Source organism: Deinococcus aerolatus (assembly GCF_014647055.1).
GTDB lineage: Bacteria > Deinococcota > Deinococci > Deinococcales > Deinococcaceae > Deinococcus > Deinococcus aerolatus.
Map to the genome: position 1 here is coordinate 65,110 of NZ_BMOL01000003.1, position 26,428 is coordinate 91,537.

A 26,428-nucleotide genomic window follows, 5' to 3' on the forward strand; every position below is an offset into this window, starting at 1 on the left:
CTAACGCCCGGCGGGTCACGCCTCACCCGCCTTTCTGGTCCCTCTCCGTCAGGGGGTTCCCACCCGTTGGGGGGCCTGCAACCAGGGCCAGCGGCGCATGTAGTCGGCAATCTTGGCATCACACAGATTGGGGGTGTGATTCCGGCGGTTGGGACGCAGGATGCCAGCGGCCAGGTCACTCAGGCCGTAGGGGGCGTACACCTCGCCCCGCGCGTCGATGCCCACGCTGGTGCATTCCACCAGAAACTGATCGATGCCCTCACGGACACTGGCCAGGGCCGGGCGCGCCTGACCGAATCTTCTGCTGAACCACAGGTGCACGCGGGCCTGGTTGCGGACCTCAACCGGCACCTCCAGATCCCTGAACAGGGCCTCGGCCCGACGGATCACGGCGTCCTCCGCCTGATAACTGGTATCGTCGTCCCAGTAGAACACGTCGTAGTCCCTGATCTGGGCCGTGGGCGGCTGTCCGCTCTGCACGTTCCAGACCGTGCCAAACAACGCGCCCGCCACCAGATGAGTTTGAGCCACCCCCAGATCCGGCAGGCGCTCCAGCAGGGCCGCATTGACCGGATTGTGGCGGACCAAACCCAGAAATTCGTCCGGAGTCATGCCGGCTGTGCCGCGCCCACCAGGGCAGGAAAATGCTCCGTGCAGGCCCAGTCCCGCTGCCAGCCCGGCCAGGAGTGGCCCAGCCGCAGGGGTGTCAACAGGTGGGCGGGCACCGCCAGCCCCCGCGCCCCGGCCACGGCCCCGACCACGCAGGCCACCGTGTCGCTGTCGTCGCCCAGCAGCACCGCCGGCTCCACACAGGCCTGCCACGTGCCGGCCCCCGCATGCTTCAGCGCGGCCTCCAGGGTGTCGAGCACGAACCCGCTCTGCGAGGTCAGCCCACCGCCCAGCCCCGAACGCACGCGGGCCCGGATCTCAGCCCTGGCCCCGCGCTCACGGTCCCGGAAGGCCGCGTGGGCGCCCTGCGTTTTAACTCCAAAGATTCCAGCGTCCAGCAGGACAGTGCGGGCATCGAAGTCGTCGGTCACGGCCAGCGCCTCGGAGGCGGCCCCGACGTAAGGTTGCCCCCCGGCCAACGCCTCCAGAAACGCCGTCAGAAATACCGAGGCGTACACGCAGCGGGGGTCAGGGTGGGTCAGGGCCGTCACGGCAGCAGCTTCGCAGGCCAGCGCCGTCCCCCGAAAACCGGCGATCCAGACGGCGGCAATTCGCATCAGCCCGCCGTTGCCAGCACCCTCAAAGCCGCTGGCCTGCCAGGCACGTGCCCCGCCGTCGAGTGAGGCGACGCGCAGGGCCGCACCGGTCAGTCCTCCCACGTCGGGTGGTCCGGCTGCCAGCCACTCGCTCAGGGCGTGCACCACCCCCGTCAGCCCATCGCGGCGCGCGTAGCCCAGCAGGGTCGCCACCACCATCTGGGTATCGTCGGTGGCCTCACCGGGGGCAAAGCCGAAGACGCTGCCGGACTGGTACTGCGTGACGCTCTCGCCGTAGCGGGCCGCGATGGCTTGGGGCGTCTTGAATTCGGTGGCGGCCCCCAGCGCGTCCGCCGCGGCCAGCGACAGCAGCATTGCGGTTCCGGTTGTCATGGCGACATTGTGGCATGTGGTCCTGGAACGTGTGGGCCTGTATGCCGCCGCACCCCGCCCGTCGGGGGCATCCGGGTGAGGTTCCTTTTCGGCGCTGAAACGCACTACACTGGGTCTACTTTATGGTGCGCGGCGACCTCGCAGTCTTTCCCTTTCTTTCCGTCATGCAGATGCTGCTGGGCAGTGGCCGTGACGGGCTGCTCAGCGTGGACCACGTGCGCGGCGGACAGCTGTGGCTGGAGCGCGGGGAGATCATTCACGCCCGCTGCGGCGAGCTGACGGGCGACGGCGCCCTGCAGGTGCTGGCCAGCCTGAGCGGCGGCACCTTCGTCTTCGAACCGGACGTCCATGCCCCGGAACGTACCCTGCACCTGCACCGCGACTCGGCGCTGCGCCGGCTGTTCGAGGAAACCGACGCCTGGGAGCCGCTGCTCAGGGCCTTTCCCGACTGGCGGCGCCGGCTGCGCTTCACTGCCCGCTGGACCGAGGCCCAGCCTGTATCACAGTTGCAGTACCGCGCCCTGAAGCTTGTGTCGCAGGAACTTGACATCCGCAGCATCCTCGAGCGCAGCGGCGAGGCGCCCCGTTCCGTTCTGGACACGCTGCGTCCCTTTGTGATGGCCGGCCTGATCGAAGAATTCTAGGCGGCCTGCCCGCAAAGTCGTTTGCCATTGGTTTGACGGGGCGAGCACACTCCAAACGGCATTGAAACCAGAGGGGGCACCAGAACCTACGATACTGGTGCCCCCCGCGCACGTTCGGCTCGGCAGCCGGTAGCAACCCATCCAGCTTTCAAAAGTCAGCACAGAACTGTGGCCCAGCCTGACCCCGTAGACTCAGCGCGGGAACACGCTGATCTGCAAAAACAGATAGGTGGCCGGAACGGCGAACAGCAGACTGTCAATGCGGTCCAGAAAGCCGCCGTGGCCAGGCAGGCTGGTGCCGCTGTCCTTGGTCTTCAGGGCGCGCTTGATCAGGCTCTCGGCAAGGTCGCCCAGCTGACTGGCGCTGGCCACCAGGATGGCGTACAGCAGGGATTCCAGCGGTGACCACAGGGTCAGGCTGGAAATCAGCAACACGATCAGGAAGCTGGCCAGCAGGCCGCCCACGGCCCCCTCCACCGTCTTGGCAGGGCTGACCTCTGGAGCCAGTTTGCGGCGCCCGAAGTAGTAGCCGCCAAAAAAGCCCCCGATGTCGGCAGCAAAGGTGGCCAGCAGCGGCAGCGCGAAGTACAGCAGGCCCGCCGAGGCGTCCGGACTGTAACGCAGCAGCAGGAAGTAGCCCAGCAGCCAGGGAATGTACAGCAGTCCGAACAGGCTGTACACGATCCGTTCCAGGGGACGCTCGCCGGGACGCACCACCTCCATGACCAGCAGGTAGGCCACCGCCACGGTCAGCACCACCTCGCGCCACGAGCCGCCGGGCCACGGGGTCTGCGGCCACATCGGCAGGCTGGCCACGATCAGGGCCGCGCCGAACACCCCCAGGCTGGCCCGCCGCACGTCGATATCGTTGCGGTCCAGCATGCGGATGTACTCGTACAGACCCATCACCGACAGGAACACCAGCGCCGGAAGCATGGCCCACCAGCCAATCCACACGATCAGGCTGACGATGGCAAACCCCACGACCGAGGTCAGCACGCGGGTGCTCAGGGTCTCCATGCTGCCTCCTGGTCGCCGCGCGCAGCACAACAGCACACCATGGAGAACGTGGACCGTGGTGGTCTGCCACGATCCACGTTCCACAGGGGAAGTTGCAGCGCGGGCCTCACCCGAGGATTTCCTGCTCCTTCTTGTGGAAGGTACTGTCCACGCGGGCGATGAATTCGTCGGTGATCTTCTGCACCTCGGCCTCACCGCGCTTGATGTCGTCGTCGCCGATGCCCTCAAGCTTCTTGACGTCGTCCAGCGAATGCTTGCGCAGGTTGCGGATGGCGATGCGGGCGTCCTCGGCGTAGGTCTTGGCGTTCTTGACCAGATCCTTGCGACGTTCCTCGGTCAGCACCGGCATGCTGAGGAAGATGGTGTCACCCTTGTTGTTGGGGTTCAGGCCCAGATCGCTGTCGCGGATGGCCTTTTCAATCGGGGCCAGGGCGCCGCGGTCCCACGGCGTGATCACCAGGGTCCGCGCGTCGGGGGTGCTGACGCTGGCAACCTGATCGATGGGCATGGACTGACCGTAGTAGTCCACCACGATGCGCTTGAGAATGCCGGGATTGGCGCGGCCTGTACGCAGCACGCTCAGGCTATTCTCCAGCGACTCGATGGCCTTGCCCATCTTCTCGCGGGTGCCGTCCTGAATGGATTTCATGTCGGACATGGAAAAACTCTCCTTTCTGAATACTCTGGAGGCGGATGAGTGACGGCTGAGTTTAGCGTGTCTGCGCCGGAAACGGGCCGGGCAGACCCCGCGTCCCCGGAGGCAACCCGCTCAACCCACGGTGACGGCGTTGGCGCCCTGCCCGGTGTGGATCAGGGTGCCTACCCGCTCGCCCTGGAACAGCCGCTCCAGGTTGCCCTGCTGGAACAGGTCGAAGACCACGATCGGCAGGCCCTTGTCCATACACAGCGTGATGGCGGTGGCGTCCATGACCTCCAGGCGGCGCTCGACCACCTCATGGTGCGTGAGGGTATCGAACCTGCTGGCGTCCGGGTTTTTCTGGGGATCGCTGTCGTACACACCGTCCACCTTGTTCTTGGCCATCAAGACCACGTCCGCGCCGATTTCCAGGGCGCGCAGGGTACTGGTGGTGTCGGTGGTGAAGAACGGGGCACCATTGCCGCCGCCAAAAATCACCACGCGGCCCTTTTCCAGGTGCCGCATGGCCCGGCGGCGGATGTACGGCTCGGCCACCGCCGCCATCGGAATGGCGCTCATGACGCGGGTGGGGCGTCCGGCGGTTTCCATCGCGTCCTGCAGGGCCATCGCGTTCATGACGGTGCCCAGCATCCCGATGTAGTCGGCGGTGGCCGGATCCATGCCCACGCCGTTGCGCGCCCCACGCCAGAAGTTGCCGCCGCCGATCACGATGGCCAGTTCGACCTCGCTGCCCTGCAGGGCGTCCACGATCAAACGCGCGAGGCGGGCGGTGGTGTCGGGGCTGATGCCAAAACCCTCCTCGCCGGCCAGAAATTCACCGGAGAGTTTGAGCAGAACGCGCTTGAACATAGAAAAACCACCTCGCTGGCAGGAATGACGGTGTGAAGAGGGTCCGGGCAGAGAAAAGCCCGGCAACCGATGGGGCCGCCGGGAAGGGAAAAGACGTGGCCCGAAAAAAGAGGCGGCCCGTTGCGCCGCCCCTGTTTTGAATTACGAGCCGATCTCGAAACGAACGAAGTTGCTGACGGTGGCGTCGCCCAGGTACTTGCCGACGGTCATGCTGTTGTCCTTGACGAACTTCTGCTCCGGCAGCACTTTTTCCTCGTAAAACTTGCTGATCTGGCCCGAGACAATCTTCTCGACGATCTGCTGGGGCTTGCCCTCGTTGAGCGCCTTGTTGGTCAGGATCTCGCGCTCCTTCTCAATATCGTCGCTGTTGACCTGCTCGCGCTTCAGGTACTGCGGGTTCTCGGCGGCCACGTGCAGGGCCACGTCCTTGGCCTGCGCTGCGTTGCCGCCTTCCAGGTCCACCAGCACACCGATCTTGCCGTTGCTGTGGACGTAGCCGGCGATCTGCTGGCCTTCCATGTAGGCCACGCGGTTCAGCACCAGGTTCTCACCGATGCGGCCCGCAGCGGCGGCCACCACGATGCCCACGGTTTCGCCGCTGTCCATCGTGAAGTTCTTCAGCGCCTCGACGTCGCTGGTCCTGGCCTTCAGGGCCGCCTGGGCCAGTTCCTCGACCAGCTTCTGGAAGTCGGCGTTGCGGGCCACGAAATCGGTCTCGCTGTTGACCTCAACCATTGCGGCGGCGCCGCCGTCCACGACGAAGCGCACCAGACCTTCACGGGCCTCGCGGTCAGACTTCTTGGCGGCCTTGACGATGCCACGCTCGCGCAGCAGCGCCACTGCCTTGTCCTCGTCGTTGCCCGCGTCGGCCAGGGCCTTTTTCACGTCCATCATGCCTGCGCCGGTCATTTCACGCAGCTTCTTGATTGATTCCAACATGGTTGTTCCTCCTGGGGGTTAGGGGTGGGGCTAAGCTTGTGGAGACAAAAACAGGGGGCGCGGCCGGCTCACCGCGCAGCGACGCCCCCCACCTTGAGACGGTTTAGCTGCGGCCCTGCGTGGTGGTGACCTGGGCGGTGTCGCCCCCCTCACCCTGCTCGGCAGCCGCCGTGTCAGCGTTCTCGCCTTCCACGCGCTCGCCCGACACGTCCTCGCCGCCGCCACGCGCCTCGACCAGCAGGTCGCCGATACGGTGCGTGATCAGCTGGATGCTGCGGATCGCGTCGTCGTTGCCAGGAACGATGTAGTCGATCACGTCCGGGTCAGAGTCGGTATCGGCCAGTGCAATGACGGGAATGCCCAGCTTGTTGGCCTCCTGCACGGCGATGACTTCCTTGGTGGGGTCCACCACGAAGATCGCGTCGGGCAGGCGGTTCATCTTGCGGATGCCGCCCACAAAGCGCAGCAGACGCTCGCGCTCGGCGCCCAGGGCGATGCGCTCGGCCTTGCCGCGGTCATTGATGCGCTCGGACTCGAACAGGTCGTCGAGTTCGTTCAGGCGGTCAATGCGGGTGCGGATGGTCTTGAAGTTGGTGAGCATGCCGCCCAGCCAGCGGCTGGTCACGAAGGGCATGCCGGTGCGGCGCGCTTCGAGTTCCACGATTTCCTGAGCCTGCTTCTTGGTGCCGACGAACAGGATGACGCCGCCGCGCTCGGCCAGTTCCTTGATGAAATCGAAGCTACGGTCCACCTGCTTCAGGGTCTTCTGCAGATCAATGATGAAAATGCCGTTGCGCTCGGCGAAGATGAAGCGCTTGAACTTGGGGTTCCAGCGCTTGGTTTCGTGACCGAAGTGAACTCCGGCTTCCAGCAGTTGCTTCATGCTGATGTAAGACATGGTGGCGCTCCATAAGCGTTGAGTGGGAAGAGTTTGCCGTCCTCGTGCCAGCCCAGCGGTCAGATCTCGCCGGCTCTTGGGCCAGGCCGGTGCGCGACGCTTGAGCGCGCACGGCGGGTCACGGGGGCACCCAACCGAAGAGTATAGCGCGTCCAGCGAGATCAGGGAAGGCGTGGGCGGCGGCGCACGCTCACAGCTCCCGCCAGGCTGCTGGCCACCTCCACCGGACAGACAGGGCTGGCCCCCTGCCTTAGCACGGGCACAAGCAAAGCCCCTCTGCCACATTGGGAGAGGGGACCGTGTTTAGAGGCATCTGGGGCAGACAGACGGCCAGCGCGCCTCAATTCAGTTCAGGCGAACGCTGTTGGTCAGGTTGCGGATCACAGCCTCGTTGCGCGAATAGTCCTTGACCTTGCCGGCAATGGTCATCACCAGCATGCGGCCCCCGGCGCTGGTCACCATCAGTTCGCGGCGCAGGTCATCGTCCTGGCCGGGCGTGGTGAACACAAACTGTGCCCAAGGCGAGCCGCCCACCTGCACCAGCGTGGCCTTGAGGGACTTGACGTTCGGCACCTGCGCACGGATCACAGCGGGGAACTGCGCCACGAGTTTGTCGATCTCGTTGGACGCCAGTTTGCTGGTCCGCCACTCGAAGGCCACGCTGACCTTACGGTCCTCGGTCATGAAGACTGCGTCGGGACGCCCCGCCGCCGAGGGAAAGGCAGCGCGAATCCCGGCCTGGTTCAGGGTCAGCAGTTTGGCATTGGGTTCCACTGAGAGAGGCAGGCTTGCCAGTTTTACCGGCACCGCATGGGCCTGGCCTGGAATCAGCAGACCCGCCAGCAGGGTCACGGTCAGAAGAGGACGGATCATTTCGCTGTCAACCCTAACCTTCCCTGCACAGCAGCTTATGAGCCGGCTGTGAGGAACGTGCGGCGCGCTGTCAACCGGGCATCAGGTTCTGGGGGCCGGGTGTTGCGGAGCCTCGGCAGCTGGCGGGCCGAGCAGCAGTTGCACGAAGGCCAGATCCAGCCAGCGCCCGAACTTGCGTCCCACCTGGCGAAACTCAGCCACCTGCACAAAGCCCAGCCGCGCGTGAAAGGCCAGGCTGCCCGCGTTGCTGGCGTCCACCCCACCCACCATGACGTGAAAGCCCCTGGCCCGCGCGTCCGCGATCAGCGCGAGCATCAGCAGGTGGCCCAGGCCCGAGCCGCGCCGGTCCTCCCGGACGTAGATGCTGTGTTCCACCGTACCCGCGTAACCGGGTTTTTCCCGGAAGGGGCCGTAGGTCGCCCAGCCGATCACCCTGTCGCCAGTCACCTCGCCCGGCTCCTCCAGCACCAGGACAGGCCAGCCCGCCACCTGCTTGTGGTCAAACCAGGCCAGCCGGGTCTCCAGCACCACAGGTTCCAGGTCATACGAGGCGGTGGTGTGCAGGACCGCGTGGTTGTAGATCTCCAGCATGGCCGGGACATCGGCGCGGGTGGCCGGGCGGACGCGGGGTGGCATCAGACCTTCAACTCGCCGGAGGGGGTGGTCTCTGCCGGTCTGCCAAAACGGTCTTCCAGAAAGCGCTGGTGGGTCAGCAGTTCGCGCCCGCCGACCTGAAGGGTGGTGTCTATGATGTCCTGCACGGCGTGCAGCAGCAGATCGAGCTGTTCGCACAGTAGGTCCCGCCCGGTCTTGTCACCCTCGATGGGCACCGAATCCGCCCGCGTACGCGGCAGCTTCAGGTAGCCGTTGACGGCGGTGGGCACGTACTCCTCACGAATGGCGCGGGCCAGGTACCCGGCCTCGCTGCCCTGCTGGCCCAGCCCGTGCAGCTGCGCCAGCGCCTCTTTCGTCCGTAGATTCAGGGCCACCAGCTGCGCGCGGGCCTCGCCGGGCAGGCGGCTGTCGCGCATCCAGTTGGTGTAGGGATCGCTGGGCGCAGGCGCGTCGGCGCTGGAGCGGGGGACTGTACGCTGCGACTGGGTAGACGCAAACGCTTCCTTCTCCCGCCCCCTGTCGCCGAAACAGGAGCCGCAGGGAAAGCCTCCGGCGTGTTCGGGCAGCCCGGCGGGCGACTTTGAAACACTGGAAGTCGAGGAGGCATCCAGGGCCTTTGCAGGTCGGTTGACGAACGAGAAAGCAGCGGTGAGCAGCCAGATCAGGCCCATGACCGAGAGCGGAAAGACCAGCCAGGTCGCGCCCGCCAGCATGAAAAAACCGGAGGCCACCAGCGCCGCCAGCAGCGCGGGCCAGCGCCGCCGCCAGTGGCCAAACGCGGTGGAACCGAAGTAGCCCAGCAGCATTCCCGCCGCCGGATGTGCCACCCACCCCGCGCCCAGCACGGCCAGAACCAGCAGCAAGGCTGACGCAAACGCCACCGCCTCCCACCGCCGTCCCCGTCCGGAGAACAGCACCACGCTGAACAGGCCCAGCGCCATCCCGGCCGCCGGATGAACGATCCACACCACCGCCTCTACCACGTCAACTTCCCTGCACCAGGCATGCCCCAGCGTACCGCCCGGGTGGGGCACAGCACGCGGGCCGGAGCACCTCCGGCCACCCCTAAAGATTGCACCGCGTTCAACTTCAGCCGCCGGCCCCACACCTGCCATTAGCCTGGACAGCATGAAGACTGCCGCATTTCTGGGCCTGGGAGCGATGGGCGGGCCGATGGCCGCCGCGCTGGCCCGCCGCGCCGCCGACACCGGGGGCCGCGTGCTGGTGTGGAACCGCCACGCAGACCGGGCGCAGGCCCACGCCGCCGAGCACGGCACGCAGGCCGCCTCGCTGCCGGACGTGGGCGAGGCAGAGGTGATCTTCACCTGCTTGCCCACCAGCGCGGACGTGAACGAGGTGATGGAGCAGTTGGAGCCGCACCTTCGGCCCGGCGCGGTCTGGGTGGACTGCACCAGCGGCCACCCGGACGCGGCGCGGGCGCAGCGGGCGCGGCTGCTGGAGCGCGGCGTGAAGTTTCTGGACGCCCCGGTCAGCGGTGGCGTGAGCGGCGCAAAGACCGGCACCCTGACGGTGATGCTGGGCGGCCCGGCGGATGAGGTGGAGGCGGTGCGCGGCGCGCTGGCCTTTGCGGGCCGGGCCGTGCATGTGGGCGACACCGGGGCAGGTTTTGCAGTCAAGGCCGTCAACAACGCGCTGCTGGCGGTCAACCTGTGGGCGGCGGGCGAGGGCCTCGCGGCGCTGGCCAGGAGTGGAGTGGAACTGGGCGCGGCGCTGGACGTGATCAACGCCAGCAGCGGGCGCAGCAACGCCACCGAGCACCTGATTCCCGACCGCGTGCTGACCCGCGCCTTCCCCCCCACCTTCGGGCTGGGCCTGCTGGCCAAGGACACGGGCATTGCGTTGGACGTGGTGGACAATGTCAGGGGCAGCGCACCGGTGCTGGCCCAGGTGGCCGCCCTGTGCCGCGCCGCCGCGCAGATGATTGGCCCGGACGAGGACCACAGCGCCATGCTGAAGCTGATAGAGCAGATGAACGGACAGGAGATCAGATGACACAGGAAACCGCACCGACCCGCAACCCGCAGTTCGCCGTCGCCACCGACGGGGGCCTGGACGCTTTCGAGGGACTCCACAATGCCGTGCCGGTCGCGCCGTTCTCGGTCAACTTCGGGGACCGGAGCTACCGCACCGACGAGATTTCACGCGAGGACCTGTTCAAGGAACTGCAGACCAACCCGCAGCACCCCACCAGCAGCCAGCCCACGCCGCAGGAATGGGCCGACGCGGTCCGCGCCGCGGCAGGCGCTGATGCGGTGGAGCCAGAGGGAACGCCGCCGCAGGTGCTGGCCGTGACCATCAGCGCGGGCCTCAGCGGCAGCCGTAACGCCGCAGATCAGGCGCGAAGCGTACTGGACGGCATCGACGTGCGCCTGCACGACTCGGGCACGCTCAGCGCGGCGCAGGCGTTTCAGGTGCATGCCGCGCAGACCGCCGCCCTGCGGGGCGAGTCGCTGGAAACGGCCCTGGAGTGGGTCCGCGCCGTGCAGCAGGAAACCGAACTGTATTTCACCATCGAGACGCTGGAATACCTGCGCCGCGGCGGCCGCATCGGGCGGGTGCAGGCCACGCTGGGCGGGCTGCTGAACCTCAAGCCGGTCATCACCGTGGACAAGGCCACCGGCACCTACACCAACGTGAGCCGCGCCCGCAGTTACAAGGGCGGCATCGAGGCGGTGGGCCAGCAGGTCACCCGGACCTACGGCGAGGGCACGCCGCTGCGCGTGGGTCTGCTGTACGGCACCGTGCGCGAGGACACCGACGCCCTGCTGGAGCAGCTCAAGGGGCGCCACCCCATCGTGTGGTCCGGCGCGGTGGGCATCAATCCGGTGCTGAACGTCCACACCGGACCGCGTGCGCTGGGCGTGGCGGCAGCACCCGGCAAGTGGCCCTGGGAGCGCGACACCCCGTAAGCCTGCCCTGCCGGGTCAGGCCTGAGTGAACGGGAGCGTTCCGTTTGCCCCTGCGCCCCCGCGGAGCCAGCCCACCACGGCGGCGCGGGCCTCGGGGCGAAAGCCGTAGGCCAGCAGTGCGGGGGCGTCCACGTCTAGCACGGCGTAGGGGTTGTACAGGCACAGGTGCAGGTCCGGCTGCACGCCGATCAGGGCCGGGTGACGGTGGCGGCCCGTGGTGGCCAGCACCACCGGGTCACCAGCGGCGCGGGCGGCGGCCCAGTCGATCTGCTCAGGCGTCTCGAAGGGCCGCAGCGTCACGTCGTAGATCTGCCCCAGCTCGCGGGCCAGGGTCTCGGCGTCCGCACCCGCCTCGCTGACGTTTTCGCGGGCGGGCTGGCGGTGCGCGATCAGGGTGATGCGGGCACCGGGCGGCGGCGCAACCGGGTGGCGGTAGGCAGTCAGGCCCCCGGCCCAGGCGCGGCGGAACAGGGCCGCGTCGTCCTGCGGCTCGAATGTGGCGTCCGCGCCAGCCGGGTACTGCCGCGCCAGCTGGCGCAGCCGTTCCAGGCTGGCCTGCGTCTCCTGCCGGTTCAGGCGGCCTTCCAGCGCCGCACCGATGGCCCCCAGCGTGGCCTCCTGCGCCTCGCGGCGGCCCAGGGCCATCACCAGATCGGCCCCGGCCTCCAGCGCCAGCACCCCAGCCTCGCCTCGCCCGTAGTTGTCGTCGATGGCCCGCATGCCCATGCTGTCGGTGACGGTCACGCCGCCGTAGCCCCACTCCTGGCGCAGCAACCCGGTCAGGATGCGGCGCGAGAGGGTGGCGGGATGCACGCCGTCCAGCGCGGGGTACACGATGTGGGCGGTCATGACGGCGGGCGTCTGGGACAGCAGGTCACGGAAAGGGACGAACTCGGTGGCCTCCAGTTCGGCGCGGGTCTTGTCCACGCGCGGCAGCGCCAGATGGCTGTCCACCCGCGTGTCGCCGTGGCCCGGAAAATGCTTGACGCAAGCAGCCACCCCCGCCGCCGCGTGGCCCGCCAGCGCCGCCCGCCCGTGCCGCGTGACCAGCGCCGGGTCCGCGCCAAAGGCCCGCTCGCCGATCACCGGGTTGGCCGGACTCACGTTGACGTCCAGCACCGGCGCAAAGTTCCAGTTGATGCCCACGCCGCGCAGCTGCCGGGCCAGCGCCGCCGAAACCTCCCGGGTCAGGGCCGTGTCGTCCGCCGCGCCCAGGGCCATGGCACTGGGCGCAAACGGCCAGAAGTCCGGGCGCAGAATCGCGCCGCCCTCGTGGTCCAGGGCAATCAGGGCGTCGTCTCCCAGCACCTCACGCAGGTCCGCGCACAGCCGGGCCAGCTGCCCCGGCGACTCGATGTTCTTACCGAACAGACACACGCTGCGGACGCCGTATCGTCTCAGGTGGGCGGCTGTGTCGGCGTCCAGGGCGGGACCAGGAATGTCCACCATCACGAACGCGCCGGGCAGCAGGGGCTGGTCAGTCATGGGCCGCAGGGTAACGCGCGACGGGTCAGGCCGGACGCAGATGAGGCGGGCCGTCATTTTCTCAGGCAAGGGCGGGGGCGGGGCGCTAGATTCTCGGCACCAATCCCCAATCCAGACCCTGCACCGTGTCCTGACCCCGTGTCCACCCCGTCTGCCCCGCCCGTTGTCTCCCCTGGAGTTGCCCATGAAAATACTGCCCGCACGTTCCGCCCTGCTGACCGCCACCCTGCTCGCCGCCGCCTCGGCCGGCGTTGCCAGCGCCCAGAAGACGCAGCTGGAATTCTGGACCATCAGCCTCGCGCCGCTGTTCAACGATGAGATGAACCGGCTGGTGGCGCAGTTCGAGAAGGAAAACCCGGGTGTAGAGCTGAAGTGGGTCGACGTGCCCAGCAACGCGATGGAGCAGAAACTGCTGGCCGCTGTCGCCTCGGGGCGCCCGCCCGCCGCCGTGAACCTGTCCTCGGACATGGCAGTCAAGCTGGTGCAGCAGGGCGCCCTGGAGCCGCTGACACTGGACGCCGCCGCGAAGAAGCTCTACTTCGAGTCGCCACTGAGCACCTTCACCTTTGACGGCAAGGTGATGGGCGTGCCGTGGTACTGGGCACCCAAGGTGGTGGCGTACAACACCGACATCTTCAAGAAGGCCGGACTGGACCCCAACAACCCGCCGCGCACCCTCCAGACCATCATCGCCGCCGCCAAGCAGATCAAGGACAGGACCGGCATGTACGGCTTCATGCCCAACATCGGCGGCATCAACATGCTGTACCTGTTTCAGGAGGCGGGCCTGCCGGTGCTGGACAAGAGCGGCAGCAAGGCCGTGTTCAACAGCCCCGAACACATCCGGCTGGTGCAGCAGTACGTGGACCTGTACAAGGCGGGTTATATCCCGGAAGACACCATGCGCCGGGGCTACACCGCCGCCACCGAGCTGTACTCGTCGGGCAAGCTGGGCATGCTGATTACCGGGCCGCAGTTCATCATCCGGGTGGAGAACGACAACAAGGCCATCTACAACCTGACCAAAGTGGCGCCCTACCCGATCAACCTGGCCGGGAACGTGATTCACACGCCGCTGATGGCCTTCACGGTGCCCAAGGGGGTCAAAGACCGGGCGCTGGCGCAGAAGCTGGCGCTGTTCCTGACCAACGACGCCAATCAGCTGCAGTTCAGCCGGGTCACCAAGACCACCTTCCCCAGCACGGTCAAGGCCAGCACCGACAAGTTCTTCAAGCAGGGCGGCGCCTCGGCCATCGACCAGGGCAAGCTGGTGGCCAGCACCGAGCTGAAAAAGGCCAAGGATCTGACCCTCAATTACCCCGACGCCAGCAAGCTGAACAAGGTCTTCAAGGACAACATTGAAGGCGCAATGGCCGGCCAGAAGACCGTCAAGGCCGCACTGGACGACATCGTGAAGGCCTGGAACGCGAGCCTCTGAGGATCTCCACCGCAATCGGGGGTGTTCGGGGTGGCCCGGATGCTCCCGGCTTTTTGCCACGGGGGAACTGCCCACGCCACTCCACCACGGCTTTCTCCAGCCCCCCAAAGGATTTAACCGATGACTCCACCAAAAATGTTCCTGGCCCTGGGCCTGCTCACTGTGGCTACTGCCCACGCCGTCCCAGCCCCAACCACCCCCGTTCCCGACGCCCGCGCCCAGGTTCCTGGTACCCAGCTGGTGCCGCAGCCGAAGCGGGCGGAGTTTCCCGCCGGAACGCTGGCGCTGGCGGGCCTGGGCGTTCGCACGCTGGGCACCGCGCCGCAACTGGGCTGGGCGGCGCGTGACCTGAAGGCCGAGTGGAAAGTGCGGCTGGGCGCAACGCTGCCCGATGCCCCGGAGGGCCAGCCGGCCATCGTCATCGGCACGCTGGCGGACGCAGGGCTGGCGGCCAAGGCGAGGGCAGCGGGCCTGTTCACCACCGCTGCCGAGGGCTACGCGCTGTGGGTGGACGCGGGCGGCGCGTACATCGTCGGCGCGGACGCCAGCGGGGCCTACCAGGGCGCACAGACGCTGCGGCAACTGCTGACGCCTGCGGGCCTGCGCTTTGCGCGGATCAGCGATTCGCCCGCGTTGAAGGAACGGGTGGCCATGATCTACCTCGACCAGTACAGCAAGGGCGTGAACGACGCCCTGATTCCCCTGCTGGCGGCGCTGAAGTACAACACGGTGCTGGTCATGAGCAACTATGTGCAGTGGGACACGGCGCGGGCGGGCGGCTACGCGCACCCCGGCGGCGCAAGCAAGGCCGAGGCGCGGCGGGTGGCCGCCCTGGCCCGCGACCACGGCCTGCAGGTTATTCCGCTGATCGAGACGCTGGGGCATGTCCAGTGGATGTACTACGGCGGCGCGAATAAGGACCTGTACCAGGACCCCGAAAGCCAGAATCCCTATGCCTACGACACCCTCAACCCGGCGACGTACAGCCGTGTCCTCTTTCCCATTTTCAAGGAGGCAGCCGAAACCTTCGGCGCAAAGACCATTCACATCGGCCACGACGAGGTGCGCAACCGGGACCGTTTTCCCGCACGCGAGGGCGGCAAGGCGGCGGGCTTCGAGAAACTGTTTGTGGACGACACCGTGAAGATTCACGGTTACCTGAAATCGCTGGGCGTGAACACCATGATCTGGCACGACTCGGCGTTTTCGGATTCGGTGATCGGCAGCCTGCCTGCCAAACTGCCCAGGGACATTCAGGTGGCGTACTGGAACTACGCGCCAGGCACGGACTACGCCATGATCCAGAAGATCGCCGGCCTGGGCTTTCCGGTGCTGGGCGCGTCGTGGGACGAGGCGGGCAACGCCGAGGGGCTGGCCCGCGCCGCGCAGAAGGCCGGGGCGCTGGGCATGATCCAGACGCGCTGGACCGGGTATTTCGGTAACCCCAGCATCTGGGACGGGCAGGCGCAGCAGGGCGTGGCCTACGTGCGGGCGGCGGGCGCGTTCTGGAACCCGGAGGCCAGACCCGTGGCAGGTGCGGCGGCGGTCTACCGTGACCTGTACGCGCCCGTGGCCTACCGGGGAACGGCAGGGGCCACCGTCAGCCTCAGGGCGCTGGCCACACGCAGCCTGACCGACAACGACGAGAAGGGCTGGATTGGCAAGGGGCCAGACATTGACCTGCGGAACCTGAAAGCGGGCGTCCAGCAGATCGGCGCGTACCGGTTCGACATCTCCGGCGCGGTGATGCTCAGGGGGGCGCGCGCAGCCGTGCGTGACCTGCCCACGCGGGCCACCGTGGAACTGGGGCGCAAGGCCGACGCCCTCGCTTTCCTGCACACCACCGGCTGGCCCGGGGCGCTGGCCCGCGAGACCGTGGGGCGCTACGAGATCAGGTACGCCGACGGCACACAGCTCACGCAGCCGCTGGAATACGGGCGGCACATCCGCGCGTGGACCGATACGCTGCCCACCTCCATGATCCCGGCCCCCGGCTGGACTGGGCAGACGGCGGACGGGCTGGAAGTGAACATCCCGGTACTGGAGTGGAACAATCCCAGGCCCACGGTCGCTATTACCAGCGTCACGCTGGTCAGCGAGGGCAAGAACGCCAATCCCACCCTGATTGGCCTGACCCTGATCGGAGGCGGAAAATAGCTTGCCTGACAGGGTTGAGGCCGCCTCGGGTGAGCCGGCAGCTTGACACCCCCTCTGGCCTCACCCTACCCTGAGCGCACGTTCTATTTTCTCATCGCCCTCATTCCTCCTCTGCCCGCACCCTGCGGGAGATGGGGCATGCCAGGGTCTGGAGGCTTCACATGAAGAAACTGTTTCTGACCGCCCTGCTCGCCACCCTGCCCGCCGCTTCTGCCGCCACGCTGGTATTCGGCAACAACGGCGAGCCCGTCAGCCTGGAATCGGGCAATATCACCGACGGCATCAGCATTCTGGTGCAGCGCCAGATCTACGACACGCTGGTCGATTTCAAGAACGGCACCACTGACTTGGCCCCTGGCCTGGCCACCTCCTGGAGCAGCAACGCCAACGCCACCTCCTGGACCTTCAAGCTGCGCCCGAACGTCAAGTTCCATGACGGCACCGCCATGAACGCCGACGCCATCGTGTTCAACCTGCGCCGCTGGTGGGACAAGGCGGACCCCTACGGCTTCCGAGATCAGGGCCGCACCTTCGAGATCATCGGCGACCTGCTGGGCGGGTACAAGGGTGACCCCACCGCCGTCATCAAGGACATCGTCAAGGTCGACAACATGACCGTGCGCGTGGACCTGAACAAGCCCAGCAGCGTGCTGCCCAACGTGCTGGCCGCCGGCTACTTCGGCATTGCCAGCCCCGCGGCCATCAAGAAGGACGGCGCCAAGTACGGCACGCCCGCAAGCAAGGCCGTCGGCACCGGCCCCTTTATCTTCCAGAGCTGGCGCACCGGGGACCGCGTGGTCATGACGCCCAACAAGTCGTACTGGGGCGAGAAGGCCAAGGTCGACGAACTCGTGATCCGCAACATCAAGGACGCGTCACAGCGTCTGAACGAGATGAAGGCGGGCACCATCGACTTCGCCAACGACCTGACCCCCGACAGCCTCAAGAGCGTGCAGGCCGACAAGAACCTGGTGGCGGTCAAGCGCCCCAGCTTCAACGTGGGCTTCGTCAGCATGAACAACAGGAACCAGTACCTGAAGAACGACAAGGTCCGTCAGGCCCTGAGCATGGCCATCAACAAGAAGGCCATTGTGGACGCGTTCTGGAATGGTCTGGCCGTCAGCAACGCCAGCTTCCTGCCGCCGGTGCTGGCCTGGGCCAACAGCAGCAAGGTGCCCGCCGACTACAAGTTCGACCCTGCCGCCGCCAAGAAGATGCTGGCCGACGCGGGCTACCCCAACGGCATCTCCATCGACCTGTGGTACATGCCGGTCAGCCGCCCGTACTTCCCCAACCCCAAGCCGATTGCCGAGGCGATTGCCGCTGATCTGAGCGCCATCGGCGTCAAGGTGACCCTGAAGACCGAGGACTGGGCCAAGTATCTGCAGGACCGCAACGCTGAACCGGGCTTTGACATGTACATGATCGGCTGGACCGGCGACTACGGCGATCCCGACAACTTCTACGGCGCGTACTATGGCCAGAACGGCAGCAGCGACATCAGCTGGAACCCGCCCGAAGTGCAGAAGCTGCTGGAGCAGGGCCGCGCCGCGACCACCCAGGCCGCCAAGGCCAAGGTGTACGCCCAGCTTCACGAGCTGACCTACAACGCCGCGTACCGCGTGCCCATCGCGCACAGCCAGCCGCTGGCTGCCGCCCGCAGCTACGTCAAGGGCTGGGTGCCCAGCCCGCTGGGCAGCGAATCCTTCAACACCATCAGCATCGACGGCAAGAAGTAACGGCTGTAACCGCTCTTGAAGGGGGGGCAGATTTCCACTGGGAGGTCTGCCCCTCTCCTGTACTGCCGGCTGGCCCCCTGCGCCCCCGGAGGACGGGCTACACTGCCCGAACGCCATAACCTTCGGCCCGACACGCTTTTCCACGTTCCCGTCTTCGTTCCGGTTTCGCACCCATGCGAACCCAAGGAGGTCTGTTTTGGGCAGTTATCTGATCCGCCGCGTGGTGCGGACCCTGCTGGTCATGCTGGGTATCAGCCTGGTGGTTTTTGTTTTTGTGCGCTCGATTCCCGGCGATCCCGCCGTGGCCATGCTGGGCGAGCGGGCCACCCCGGAGGCGGCGGCGGCCCTGCGCGAGCAGCTGGGGTTGAACAAGCCGTGGTTCTTCAACCCCGCCAACCCGATGGACGCGCAGTATCCCAAGTACATGGGCGCGTTGCTGCAGGGTGACCTGGGCAGCGGCCTGAAAAGCAACATCCCGGTGATCAGCGAACTCAAATCGCGCTTTCCGGCCACCGCCGAGCTGAGTGTCGCGGCGCTGCTGTTTGCGCTGGTGGTGGGCATGCCCACCGGCATTCTGGCGGCCCTGCGGCGCAACAGCGGCTGGGACAATCTGGCCACCGGCATCAGCCTGGTGGGCGTGAGCATGCCGGTGTTCTGGCTGGGGCTGCTGCTGTCGTACTTCTTTGCTGTCAAGCTGGGCTGGCTGCCGCCGAGCGCCCGCCTGGGCTACGAGTACACCATCGAACCGGTCACCGGTTTTTACCTGATTGATTCGGTGATCCGCGGCAACGGCGGTGCGTTCTGGGACGCCCTGAAACACCTGATCCTGCCGGCCATCGCGCTGGGCAGCATTCCGCTGGCGATCATCTCGCGCATCACCCGCAGCAGCCTGCTGGACGTGCTGGGACAGGATTACGTGCGAACCGCCCGCGCCAAGGGGCTGGCGGCCAACGCGGTGACCATCAAGCACGCCCTGAGAAACGCGCTGCTGCCGGTGGTGACCGTGATCGGTCTGCAGGCAGGCGCCCTGCTGGGCGGCGCAGTGCTGACCGAGACGATTTTCTCGTGGCCGGGCATCGGCTCGTGGGTTTACGAGGCCATCTCACAGCGTGACTACCCGATCATCCAGGGCGGCGTGATCTTTGCGGCGCTGGTGGTGAGCGTGGTCAACCTGCTGGTCGATCTGAGTTACGCGGCCCTTGACCCCCGGATTCAATACAACTAATGAGGAGGGCCTATTCATGACGACCACGACACCCTCCACCGCCGCGTCCGCGAACAAGACCGAGAGCATCTTCTGGCGGCGTTTCCGCAAGAGCACACCCGGAAAGATCGGCGGCATCATCGTGATTCTGTTTGTGCTGCTGGCGGTGTTCGCTCAGGTGCTACGCCCCTACGACCCCACCACAGACCGCAACTACCGCCTGAACCTCAAGCCGCCGAGCATCACGGCGCTGTGGAACCCGGACGCCAGGGAAACCTACACCGACGCGGTGACGGGCAAGACCAACATCTGGGCGGCGCCGTTCGGCACCGATAACCTGGGCCGCGACGTGTTCGCCCGCGTGCTACACGGCACCCGCATATCGCTGAAGGTGGGCGTGGTGTCCACGGTGCTGGCCCTGGTGATCGGTTCACTGCTGGGCGTGCTGGCCGGGTACTTCGGCGGCTGGCTGGACAATATTCTGGGGTACGTCAGCGACGTCATGCTGGCCTTTCCCAGCATTCTGCTGGCCATCGGGTTTGCCAGCATTTTCAGCGTGGACAGTCCGCCGTTCCTGATCGCCGCAATGGACCGATTATTTGCGCTGAACAGTCCGCAACTGGTCACGGCCATGCTGGCGGTGTCGCTGGTGCAAATTCCAGTGTACCTGCGTCTGGCCCGCAGCGTGGTCCTGAGCGTCCGCGAGCGCGAGTTCGTGCAGGCCGCCGGAGCGTTGGGGGCGTCGCAGTGGCGCATGATCTTCCGTCACGTGCTGCCCAACAGCCTCTCACCGCTGATCGTGCAGGGCGCGCTGAGCATCGCCACCGCCACCATTGAGGTGGCCGCACTGGGCTTCCTGGGGATCGGCGCGCAGCCCCCACTGCCGGAATGGGGCACCATGATCAGCGATTCGCGCTCGTACTACGTGGATTACCCCTGGACCATGATCTTCCCCGGCCTCGCCATCTTCCTGACCGTACTGGGCTTCAACCTGCTGGGCGACGGCCTGCGCGACGTGCTGGACCCCCGCAGCACGCAGTAGCGTCTCTTCCCCGCCCCACCTGCCCTCTCCCCCGTGGAGGGGGTTTTTCCGTTACATCAGCGCAGCCACCGCTCCTTCCAGCTCCAGGGCGTGGAAGCGCTGGCCGGTGGCGTGGGCCAGCTGGCACACCAGACGGCGGGCATGCAGCGCGGTGAGGTCCAGCAGGGTGGCCCCGCCGGGCGCCGTCTGAAGCAGGCCGGTCAGGTCAACAATGGTGTGATACGGCTGGGCGAGGCCTGCCGGGAGAGAGCCGCCGGTCAGCACCAGTAGATCGGCGCGTTCGGCCAGCCCGAGGAGCGCCGAGTCCTGGCGGCTCATCGGAAAGGCGCGCACACCTGCGGGCAGGGCGCGGGCGGCCCGCTCGGCGTCCGGGGTATTGCCGGCCACCACGCCCACCGTCGAGAACCCCAGACGGGTGAGCGGCAGCGCCAGGGCCAGGTCATGCATGTCGGTGCCCAGCAGCAGGGCGCTGGCCCCGCGTGAGGCATAGCCGCTGGCCTCCAGCGTGTCACCCAGGGCGTCGGCCAGGGCAAAGGTGCCGTGGGCGCCGGCGGTAAAGGCCACCGCGTCCACCCGGCCCACCCGCCGGGCAGTCGCGTCGGCCTGGGTGGCGTCATGGGCGCGGGCCTCCTGGCTGCGGTGCACCAGGGCGCCGCTGAAACCCAGGGTCGTGCAGGCGTCCATCACGGACTTCAGGTCATCGGTGGGGGTGGCCAGCGCAACCAGCCCCAGCTCCCGCAGGGCGCGGGCGGCGGGGCCGGGATAACCGATAAGGGCCAGGGGCGTGTCGGACACTTGCATTGCAGGCAGTGTAGCAACGGGGGCGGTCCAGGGGCCTCGGGCCTCAGTCGACGGGCATCGGGGGCACCACCGCTCTCTGCTACAGCGCCATTCTTCCCTGACGCACGGCACGCAGTCCCGCCAGAACGACAAGAACGGTCCCCGCCAGCACGCCCACGGCCACCAGCAGCGTATCCGGGCGGGCCAGATAAACGCCCAGGAAGGCCCACAGCAGCACGGCAGCGAAGGCGTAATCGCGGTAGCGCAGCAGGAAGAAGGTGCCCACCAGACCGGCGATCACCACCAGCAACGCGGACCACAGCTGCGCGCCGATGCCCAGCACGCCCTGCGTGACGCCCTGGCTGACCAGAAAGGCAGTGACGTTCGCCATCGTCGCCACGCTGATCCACGCCAGGTACAGGCTGGCCGGTACCTGCAGCGCCCAGAACTCGCCGCTCATGGGCTGCAGGCCGCGCACAGTCAGGTACAGCGAGATCAGGGTGCCCAGCAGCAACAGCATCACCACCACGCTGAGGCCGAAGTTGAGGCTCTGGAAGGCGAACAACCATGACACGTTCAGCAGATTACCCAGCAGAAACGGCCAGAACAGACGGTCATGGCGGGCGCCGCGCTGGGCCGGCAGCGCCTGATACACCGCGAACACCGCCAGCCCCAGGAAGATCGGCCCCCACACCGCGAAGGTCAATCCGGCGGGCGTGAAGGCGTTGGGCAGCGAATCGCTGATCTGGCCGTTGGAGTTGCCGAACAGCGGCAGCGCGTTGCTGAGGTAGTTCATCACCAGGGTCAGCACTGTCGCCAGGACGAGCGTCACTTGCCGGGCTATTCCTGTCATACCCGATCATACGGGCCACAAAAAAAATCATCCGTCGCATGGAGGCCGGATGAAGAGAACCAGCGAAGCGTCAGCCGTGGGCCGGGTGATGCTGTGACCTGCGAAACTGGTGTATCAGGCCGCGCCCTCGTAGCCGCGCCCGAAGGCCAGCTGGCGGTCCAGATCATCCAGGGCCTGACGGTACAGCCCGCCGCCCAGCCCGGGCAGCACAGCCAGAAACGTCGCCGCGTCGGCCAGCGTGTCGTGGGCGCTGCGGTGCGTCCAGCCCGGCCCCTCTGCCATCAGGCAGACGCGGCCAGCAGCCAGGAGAAACCGCACGCGGCCCTGCTCCGTCCGCGTGTCGCTGAAATGGCGGGTGACGTTCATGGCCCCAGCATAGGCCCGCGTGCATGACTGTTCCATCACCCAAAATGACGAGCCCTTTAGCTACGCTTGGGACAGAACCGTCTGTCCGGGCTTGCCTCAATACCGATAGAAGCCTTCCCCGCTCTTGCGGCCCAGCAGCCCGGCCTGCACCATCTTGCGCAGCAGCGGCGAGGGGCGGTACTTGTCATCGCCCAGCCCAGCGTGCAGCACTTCCATGATGCTCAGGCAAGTGTCCAGGCCGATGAAATCCGCCAGCGTCAGCGGCCCCATCGGGTGGTTCATGCCCAGCTTCATGATGCCGTCAATGGCGTCGGGTTCGGCCACGCCCTCCATGACGCACTGGATCGCCTCGTTGAGCATAGGCATCAGGATCCGGTTGGACACGAAGCCAGGAAAGTCATTGCAGGTCAGGGGCGTCTTGCCCATTTTCTCGGCGGTCTGGGTGACAAACTGCGCGGTCTCGTCGCTGGTGGCGTAACCGCGAATCACTTCCACCAGCGCCATCAGCGGCACCGGATTCATGAAGTGCATACCGATAAAGCGGTCCGGGCGGCCCGACGCCGAGGCCAGCGCTGTAATGGGAATGGAGCTGGTGTTGCTGGCAAGAATGCCCGACGGCTTGACGATCTGGCCGAGTTGCTCGAACAGGGCGTTCTTGACCGCCTGGTTTTCAACGATAGCCTCCACGACCAGATCGCAGTCGGCAAAGTCCTGCATCTGCGTGGTGAAGGTGATGCGGCCCAGCACGTCGGCGGGCGCGGCGTCGAGTCTTCCCTTCTCGTGCAACTTGGCCAGGCTTTTTTCAATCACGCCCCGGCCCCGGTCCAGATACTCCTGCTGCACGTCCTGAACGATCACGTCAAATCCACTCTGTGCGGCCACCTGCGCGATGCCGCCGCCCATCTGTCCTGCTCCAATGACTCCGAATTTCATGGTTGAACTCCTTCTCTCAGCACGTCGTTTCTCACCGCTTCCATGTGAGCAAGAAAACCCAGATGTCCGCCATCACGCTCAACCGCCCTCGTTCTGAGAGTTGCCAATCCGGGCGCAATGGATTCACGCTGCTACATGGTCAGCAGTCTCAAATCCAGCAAATAGGCGTATTGCGCGTCTCCCAACGCCTCCTTCAGAACATTGTCCTGGGGCAATTCAGCTACATGTTCCCTCAGTGGCCCAAAAACACACTGGCCAGATTGACTCCCGGCTCTTCCGACGCCGTGGTCAAGACAGCTACCTCACTCCACCAAAGCCACGCCCTCAAGCTCCAGCGCCCGCCCGCGCTTGACCGGGGTAAACGGCGTATAGACGTACTCTGAACAGCCCTCCAGCACAAAGGGATCATCCTTGAAGATGTCGCGGAGTTGCTCCTCGCTGTCGGCCTGCGCCACCAGCACGCCGCCGGTATTGTCCAGCTTGCGCCCGGAGGTCAGGAAGACGCCCGTGCGGTAATGCTGGTCCAGCCATTCGCGGTGGCGAGGCGTGACGGCGGCCAGCTCATCGCCGGATTTGGTGTAGCGGCTTTCAATGATCCAGAGGGTGGGTTGCGACATGCCCTAGCCTACCCGCTTGACGGCCAGCGCCAGCCCATTGCCCCCGCCCATGCACAGCGTGGCGATGCCGGTTTCCCTGTTCTGCTGCCGCATGGCGTGCAGCAGCGTGACCAGAATCCGTGCGCCGGATGCGCCAATCGGGTGGCCCAGCGCCACCGCGCCGCCATTGACGTTCACGCGCTCCGGGTCCAGACCCAGCTCGTTCATCACGGCAATGCTCTGCACGCTGAACGCCTCATTGAGTTCCCACAGGTCCACGTCTGCCGCGCTCCAGCCCAGCTTTTGCAGCAGCTTGGTGGTGGCGGGCACCGGGGTCATCATCACCCATTCAGGGGCCAGGCCACCCGTCGCGTAGTCCACGATCTCGGCCAGGGGGGTCAGGCCATGCGCGGCGGCGGCTTCCTCAGACATGATCAGGAGGCTGGCGGCGGCGTCGTTCAGGCCGGGGGCATTGCCTGCTGTCACGGAGCCATCCTTCTTGAAGGCGGGTTTCAGGCGGGCCAGCGTCTCGGGGCTGGTGTCACTGCGCGGCCCCTCATCGGTGTCCACCACCGTATCGCCCTTGCGGCCCTTGACGGTCACGGGAACGATCTCGTCCGCAAAGCGTCCGGCCTGCTGCGCGGCAATGGCCCGCTGGTGGCTGCGGGTGGCGAAGGCGTCCTGTTCCTCGCGGCCAATGCCATACTTGTCGGCCACGCGCTCACCGGTCAGGCCCATGCCCTCGTCGTTGATGGAACACCACAGCCCGTCGTGGGTGTTGGCATCCAGCACCTGCGCGTGGCCTAGGCGGTAGCCCTTGCGGGCGCCGGGCAGCAGGTACGGCGCGTTGCTCATGGATTCCATGCCGCCCGCGAGAACGGCGCTCTGATCGCCCGCACGGATGCTCTGGGCGGCCAGGATCACGGCCTTGAGGCCGCTGCCGCAGACCTTGTTGATGGTCAACGCGCCGACCTCATTGCTCAGGCCAGCCTTGAGGGCCGCGTGCCGGGCCGGGTTCTGCCCGCTTCCCGCCTGGACCACCTGACCCATGATGACTTCCTCAATCACGTCTGCCGGAAGGCCCGAACGCCGCAGGGTCTCGGCCAGCGTGATGCTGCCCAGTTCCACGGCGCTGACGTCCGAGAGGGCTCCCAGAAACTTGCCTGTCGGCGTGCGAGACGCCGCCACGATCACTGCTTTGCTCATGTCTGGCAGGATAGCGCGGCGAGCCTAACGGGCGTTAGGTCATGCGGGACAGCTATCCTCTGCCGGTGAGTCTGAACCTCCTGGATCTATGGGCGGCGTAACCCTCGGCCTGCTGGCGGCGCTGGCGTGGGGTTTCGCGGACTATCTGGCGCAACCTGCCTCGCGGCGAATGGGGGCCATGCGGGCGTCCTTTGCCGCGCAGGGCTTCGGCGCGGCGGCGCTGCTGGTCTTTCTGGTGCTGACCGGCACGGGCCTGTTTCCCACCGACGCGGTGGCGTGGGCCTGGGCGCTGGGAGCGTCCACACTGATGACGGCAGGCGGGCTGGCCTTTTACCAGTCGCTGGGGCTGGGGCAGCTGGCGGTGGTGGCCCCGATCATGGGCAGCTACGGGGCCGTGACCACCGCGCTGGCGTGGCTGAGCGGCGAACGGCTGGGCCTGCTGACTGGCCTGGGGCTGCTGGGCGTCCTGGCGGCGGTGGCGCTGGTGTCCCTGCCGCAAAACACGGAGGGCTTTCAGTCCACCCCCGCGCAGATTCAAGGGGCGTGGTGGGCCATCTTCGCCGCCGCGGCACTGGGCGCAGGCTTCTTCGTCATCGGCCACGGCCTGACTCCCCGCGTGGGCGGCGTGCAGGCGACGTGGATTCTGCGCGTGTGTACGCTGGGCCTGACCTTCGTGACGCTGCGGGTGTGGCAGCGGCGCCGCACTGGAATGCGCCCCGCCGACGGCCCAGGGGCGCTGAAGTACGCGGGCTGGTCTGGCCTGCTGTCGACCGGAGCCATTCTTGTGACTGCGCTGGGCCTGGGACGCGGCGAGGACAGCGTCGTAACCGTGCTGGGCAGCATGTCCATCGTGCTGACCACGGTGCTGGCGCTGCTGATTAACCGCGAACGCCTGGGGCCGGTGCAGTGGACCGGGGTGGCACTGGCCTGCCTGAGCACCGTACTGATCGGGTTGAAGTGAATTGGTTGGGCTGGAAAGCCGGCAACGGGGCCAGTCCAGCCGCACGGCTACACCGGATTGGCCGACAGCCAGACCTGGGCCAGCATCAGTACCCCTAACAGCGTAAACAGCATCACGGGGAGCCAGCGCCGCAACCACGCGCGGGTGCTTTCTTTCATGGCCCGAGTATGGCGCGGGAAGGGACAGCAGGGGGCAATGAACAATCCGTGTAAGGCCGCCCCGTTCCCTGCTCTCAGTTCACCTTGCAGCCCCGCAGCAGGGGCCGGGACTTGAGCGTTCCGCCGTCCACAAAGGCGCTGAGCGTCGCCGTGCCCTGATGCTCCCACCATTCCAGGCCGCTGCCTTCCCCGGTGCTGCGGCTCAGAGCGCTGTACCGCGCGCCGCTGGCGCTGACCGCCTGCGCCAGGCCGGTCTGGACGCCCTTCCAGTTCAGCACGGCGAAGGTGGGGCCGTCCGCGCCGTAATGAACGTAGGCCACGCTGACCTGCTGGTCCCGGTCACAGGTGTAGTGAAAGGTGCGGGCGCTGACCGGGGTGGGCATGGCCGCCCCACCAGCCGCATTAACGTTGACCAGGGCAGCGCTGGCCAGGGTGGCGGTCAGGGCCAGCAGGGCGGCAAGACGAAGGTGGCCAGTCATACCGCCC

Annotated in this window: 27 protein-coding genes; 9 read left to right on the forward strand and 18 right to left on the reverse strand. The window is 66.8% G+C overall.

The window, feature by feature from the left end:
- Nucleotides 1-48: 48 nt before the first annotated feature.
- Both IEY31_RS04725 and IEY31_RS04730 read right to left on the reverse strand, forming a co-directional pair.
- Nucleotides 49-612, reverse strand: coding sequence for a nucleotidyltransferase family protein (locus IEY31_RS04725; protein ID WP_188969524.1), 564 nt, complete (start codon nt 610-612; stop codon nt 49-51).
- Complete coding sequence (locus IEY31_RS04730; RefSeq protein WP_188969525.1) at nt 609-1,598, reverse strand: ADP-ribosylglycohydrolase family protein; 990 nt, start codon at nt 1,596-1,598, stop codon at nt 609-611. Before IEY31_RS04730 ends, IEY31_RS04725 begins: the two co-directional genes overlap by 4 nt.
- A gap of 122 nt (nt 1,599-1,720) precedes the next feature.
- On the opposite strand from IEY31_RS04730, the gene IEY31_RS04735 reads away from it, so the two are divergent.
- Nucleotides 1,721-2,242 (forward strand): DUF4388 domain-containing protein, encoded by a 522-nt coding sequence (locus IEY31_RS04735; protein WP_188969526.1) that lies wholly within the window; start codon nt 1,721-1,723, stop codon nt 2,240-2,242.
- A gap of 192 nt (nt 2,243-2,434) precedes the next feature.
- On the opposite strand, the gene IEY31_RS04740 is transcribed toward IEY31_RS04735, so the two are convergent.
- The 8 genes from IEY31_RS04740 to IEY31_RS04775 all read right to left on the reverse strand — a co-directional run bounded on the left by IEY31_RS04740 (nt 2,435) and on the right by IEY31_RS04775 (nt 9,077).
- Entirely contained in the window at nt 2,435-3,262 is an 828-nt protein-coding gene (locus IEY31_RS04740; RefSeq protein ID WP_188969527.1) for a phosphatidate cytidylyltransferase, read from the reverse strand.
- A 106-nt stretch (nt 3,263-3,368) separates the two neighbouring features.
- Nucleotides 3,369-3,920, reverse strand: a complete 552-nt coding sequence (gene frr / locus IEY31_RS04745) for a ribosome recycling factor (protein WP_188969528.1) — start codon at nt 3,918-3,920, stop codon at nt 3,369-3,371.
- 111 nt (nt 3,921-4,031) lie between these two features.
- Nucleotides 4,032-4,769, reverse strand: a complete 738-nt coding sequence (pyrH, locus tag IEY31_RS04750; protein ID WP_188969529.1) for a UMP kinase — start codon at nt 4,767-4,769, stop codon at nt 4,032-4,034.
- Between the two features lie 141 nt (nt 4,770-4,910).
- Nucleotides 4,911-5,708, reverse strand: a complete 798-nt coding sequence (gene tsf, locus IEY31_RS04755) for a translation elongation factor Ts (protein WP_188969531.1) — start codon at nt 5,706-5,708, stop codon at nt 4,911-4,913.
- A 103-nt stretch (nt 5,709-5,811) separates the two neighbouring features.
- A complete protein-coding gene (gene rpsB / locus IEY31_RS04760) occupies nt 5,812-6,606 on the reverse strand; it encodes a 30S ribosomal protein S2 (protein ID WP_188969533.1) in 795 nt (264 codons plus the stop codon).
- A 345-nt stretch (nt 6,607-6,951) separates the two neighbouring features.
- Nucleotides 6,952-7,479, reverse strand: coding sequence for a hypothetical protein (locus IEY31_RS04765; protein WP_188969535.1), 528 nt, complete (start codon nt 7,477-7,479; stop codon nt 6,952-6,954).
- Between the two features lie 81 nt (nt 7,480-7,560).
- A complete protein-coding gene (locus IEY31_RS04770) occupies nt 7,561-8,115 on the reverse strand; it encodes a GNAT family N-acetyltransferase (protein ID WP_188969537.1) in 555 nt (184 codons plus the stop codon).
- Nucleotides 8,115-9,077, reverse strand: a complete 963-nt coding sequence (locus tag IEY31_RS04775; protein WP_229723325.1) for a hypothetical protein — start codon at nt 9,075-9,077, stop codon at nt 8,115-8,117. Before IEY31_RS04775 ends, IEY31_RS04770 begins: the two co-directional genes overlap by 1 nt.
- A gap of 145 nt (nt 9,078-9,222) precedes the next feature.
- Here IEY31_RS04775 and IEY31_RS04780 point away from each other — a divergent pair, with 145 nt between their 5' ends.
- Together IEY31_RS04780 and IEY31_RS04785 are read left to right on the forward strand one after the other, a co-directional pair.
- On the forward strand, nt 9,223-10,107 hold the full coding sequence (locus IEY31_RS04780) for an NAD(P)-dependent oxidoreductase (protein WP_188969538.1): 885 nt from the start codon (nt 9,223-9,225) through the stop codon (nt 10,105-10,107).
- Nucleotides 10,104-11,024 carry a DegV family protein gene (locus IEY31_RS04785; RefSeq protein ID WP_188969540.1) on the forward strand — a complete coding sequence of 307 codons (921 nt, stop codon included), beginning with the start codon at nt 10,104-10,106 and terminating at the stop codon, nt 11,022-11,024. Before IEY31_RS04780 ends, IEY31_RS04785 begins: the two co-directional genes overlap by 4 nt.
- A 15-nt stretch (nt 11,025-11,039) precedes the next feature.
- Here IEY31_RS04785 and IEY31_RS04790 read toward each other — a convergent pair whose 3' ends face one another.
- Entirely contained in the window at nt 11,040-12,509 is a 1,470-nt protein-coding gene (locus IEY31_RS04790) for a glycoside hydrolase family 3 protein (RefSeq protein ID WP_229723326.1), read from the reverse strand.
- Nucleotides 12,510-12,693: 184 nt separating this feature from the next.
- On the opposite strand from IEY31_RS04790, the gene IEY31_RS04795 reads away from it, so the two are divergent.
- From IEY31_RS04795 to IEY31_RS04815, 5 genes are all read left to right on the forward strand, one after another.
- A complete protein-coding gene (locus IEY31_RS04795) occupies nt 12,694-13,947 on the forward strand; it encodes an ABC transporter substrate-binding protein (protein ID WP_188969542.1) in 1,254 nt (417 codons plus the stop codon).
- Between the two features lie 120 nt (nt 13,948-14,067).
- Nucleotides 14,068-16,104, forward strand: coding sequence for a glycoside hydrolase family 20 zincin-like fold domain-containing protein (locus IEY31_RS04800; protein ID WP_229723327.1), 2,037 nt, complete (start codon nt 14,068-14,070; stop codon nt 16,102-16,104).
- Between the two features lie 161 nt (nt 16,105-16,265).
- Nucleotides 16,266-17,843, forward strand: coding sequence for an ABC transporter substrate-binding protein (locus IEY31_RS04805; protein ID WP_188969544.1), 1,578 nt, complete (start codon nt 16,266-16,268; stop codon nt 17,841-17,843).
- A gap of 196 nt (nt 17,844-18,039) precedes the next feature.
- Nucleotides 18,040-19,068, forward strand: coding sequence for an ABC transporter permease (locus tag IEY31_RS04810; protein WP_188969546.1), 1,029 nt, complete (start codon nt 18,040-18,042; stop codon nt 19,066-19,068).
- A 16-nt stretch (nt 19,069-19,084) separates the two neighbouring features.
- Nucleotides 19,085-20,089 (forward strand): ABC transporter permease, encoded by a 1,005-nt coding sequence (locus IEY31_RS04815; RefSeq protein ID WP_188969548.1) that lies wholly within the window; start codon nt 19,085-19,087, stop codon nt 20,087-20,089.
- A gap of 51 nt (nt 20,090-20,140) precedes the next feature.
- On the opposite strand, the gene IEY31_RS04820 is transcribed toward IEY31_RS04815, so the two are convergent.
- From IEY31_RS04820 to IEY31_RS04845, 6 genes are all read right to left on the reverse strand, one after another.
- Complete coding sequence (locus IEY31_RS04820; RefSeq protein WP_188969550.1) at nt 20,141-20,890, reverse strand: shikimate dehydrogenase; 750 nt, start codon at nt 20,888-20,890, stop codon at nt 20,141-20,143.
- A gap of 79 nt (nt 20,891-20,969) precedes the next feature.
- A complete protein-coding gene (locus tag IEY31_RS04825; RefSeq protein ID WP_188969552.1) occupies nt 20,970-21,722 on the reverse strand; it encodes a tryptophan-rich sensory protein in 753 nt (250 codons plus the stop codon).
- Between the two features lie 114 nt (nt 21,723-21,836).
- Nucleotides 21,837-22,088, reverse strand: a complete 252-nt coding sequence (locus IEY31_RS04830) for a hypothetical protein (RefSeq protein WP_188969554.1) — start codon at nt 22,086-22,088, stop codon at nt 21,837-21,839.
- A 96-nt stretch (nt 22,089-22,184) separates the two neighbouring features.
- Nucleotides 22,185-23,021 (reverse strand): 3-hydroxyacyl-CoA dehydrogenase family protein, encoded by an 837-nt coding sequence (locus IEY31_RS04835; protein ID WP_188969556.1) that lies wholly within the window; start codon nt 23,019-23,021, stop codon nt 22,185-22,187.
- A gap of 302 nt (nt 23,022-23,323) precedes the next feature.
- Entirely contained in the window at nt 23,324-23,638 is a 315-nt protein-coding gene (locus IEY31_RS04840; protein ID WP_188969558.1) for a YciI family protein, read from the reverse strand.
- 3 nt (nt 23,639-23,641) lie between these two features.
- A complete protein-coding gene (locus tag IEY31_RS04845; RefSeq protein ID WP_188969560.1) occupies nt 23,642-24,823 on the reverse strand; it encodes a thiolase family protein in 1,182 nt (393 codons plus the stop codon).
- A gap of 88 nt (nt 24,824-24,911) precedes the next feature.
- Between IEY31_RS04845 and IEY31_RS04850 the strand changes: the two genes are divergently transcribed.
- Entirely contained in the window at nt 24,912-25,784 is an 873-nt protein-coding gene (locus tag IEY31_RS04850) for an EamA family transporter (protein WP_188969561.1), read from the forward strand.
- A 232-nt stretch (nt 25,785-26,016) separates the two neighbouring features.
- On the opposite strand, the gene IEY31_RS04855 is transcribed toward IEY31_RS04850, so the two are convergent.
- Entirely contained in the window at nt 26,017-26,421 is a 405-nt protein-coding gene (locus IEY31_RS04855) for an MliC family protein (RefSeq protein ID WP_229723328.1), read from the reverse strand.
- Nucleotides 26,422-26,428 lie beyond the last annotated feature (7 nt).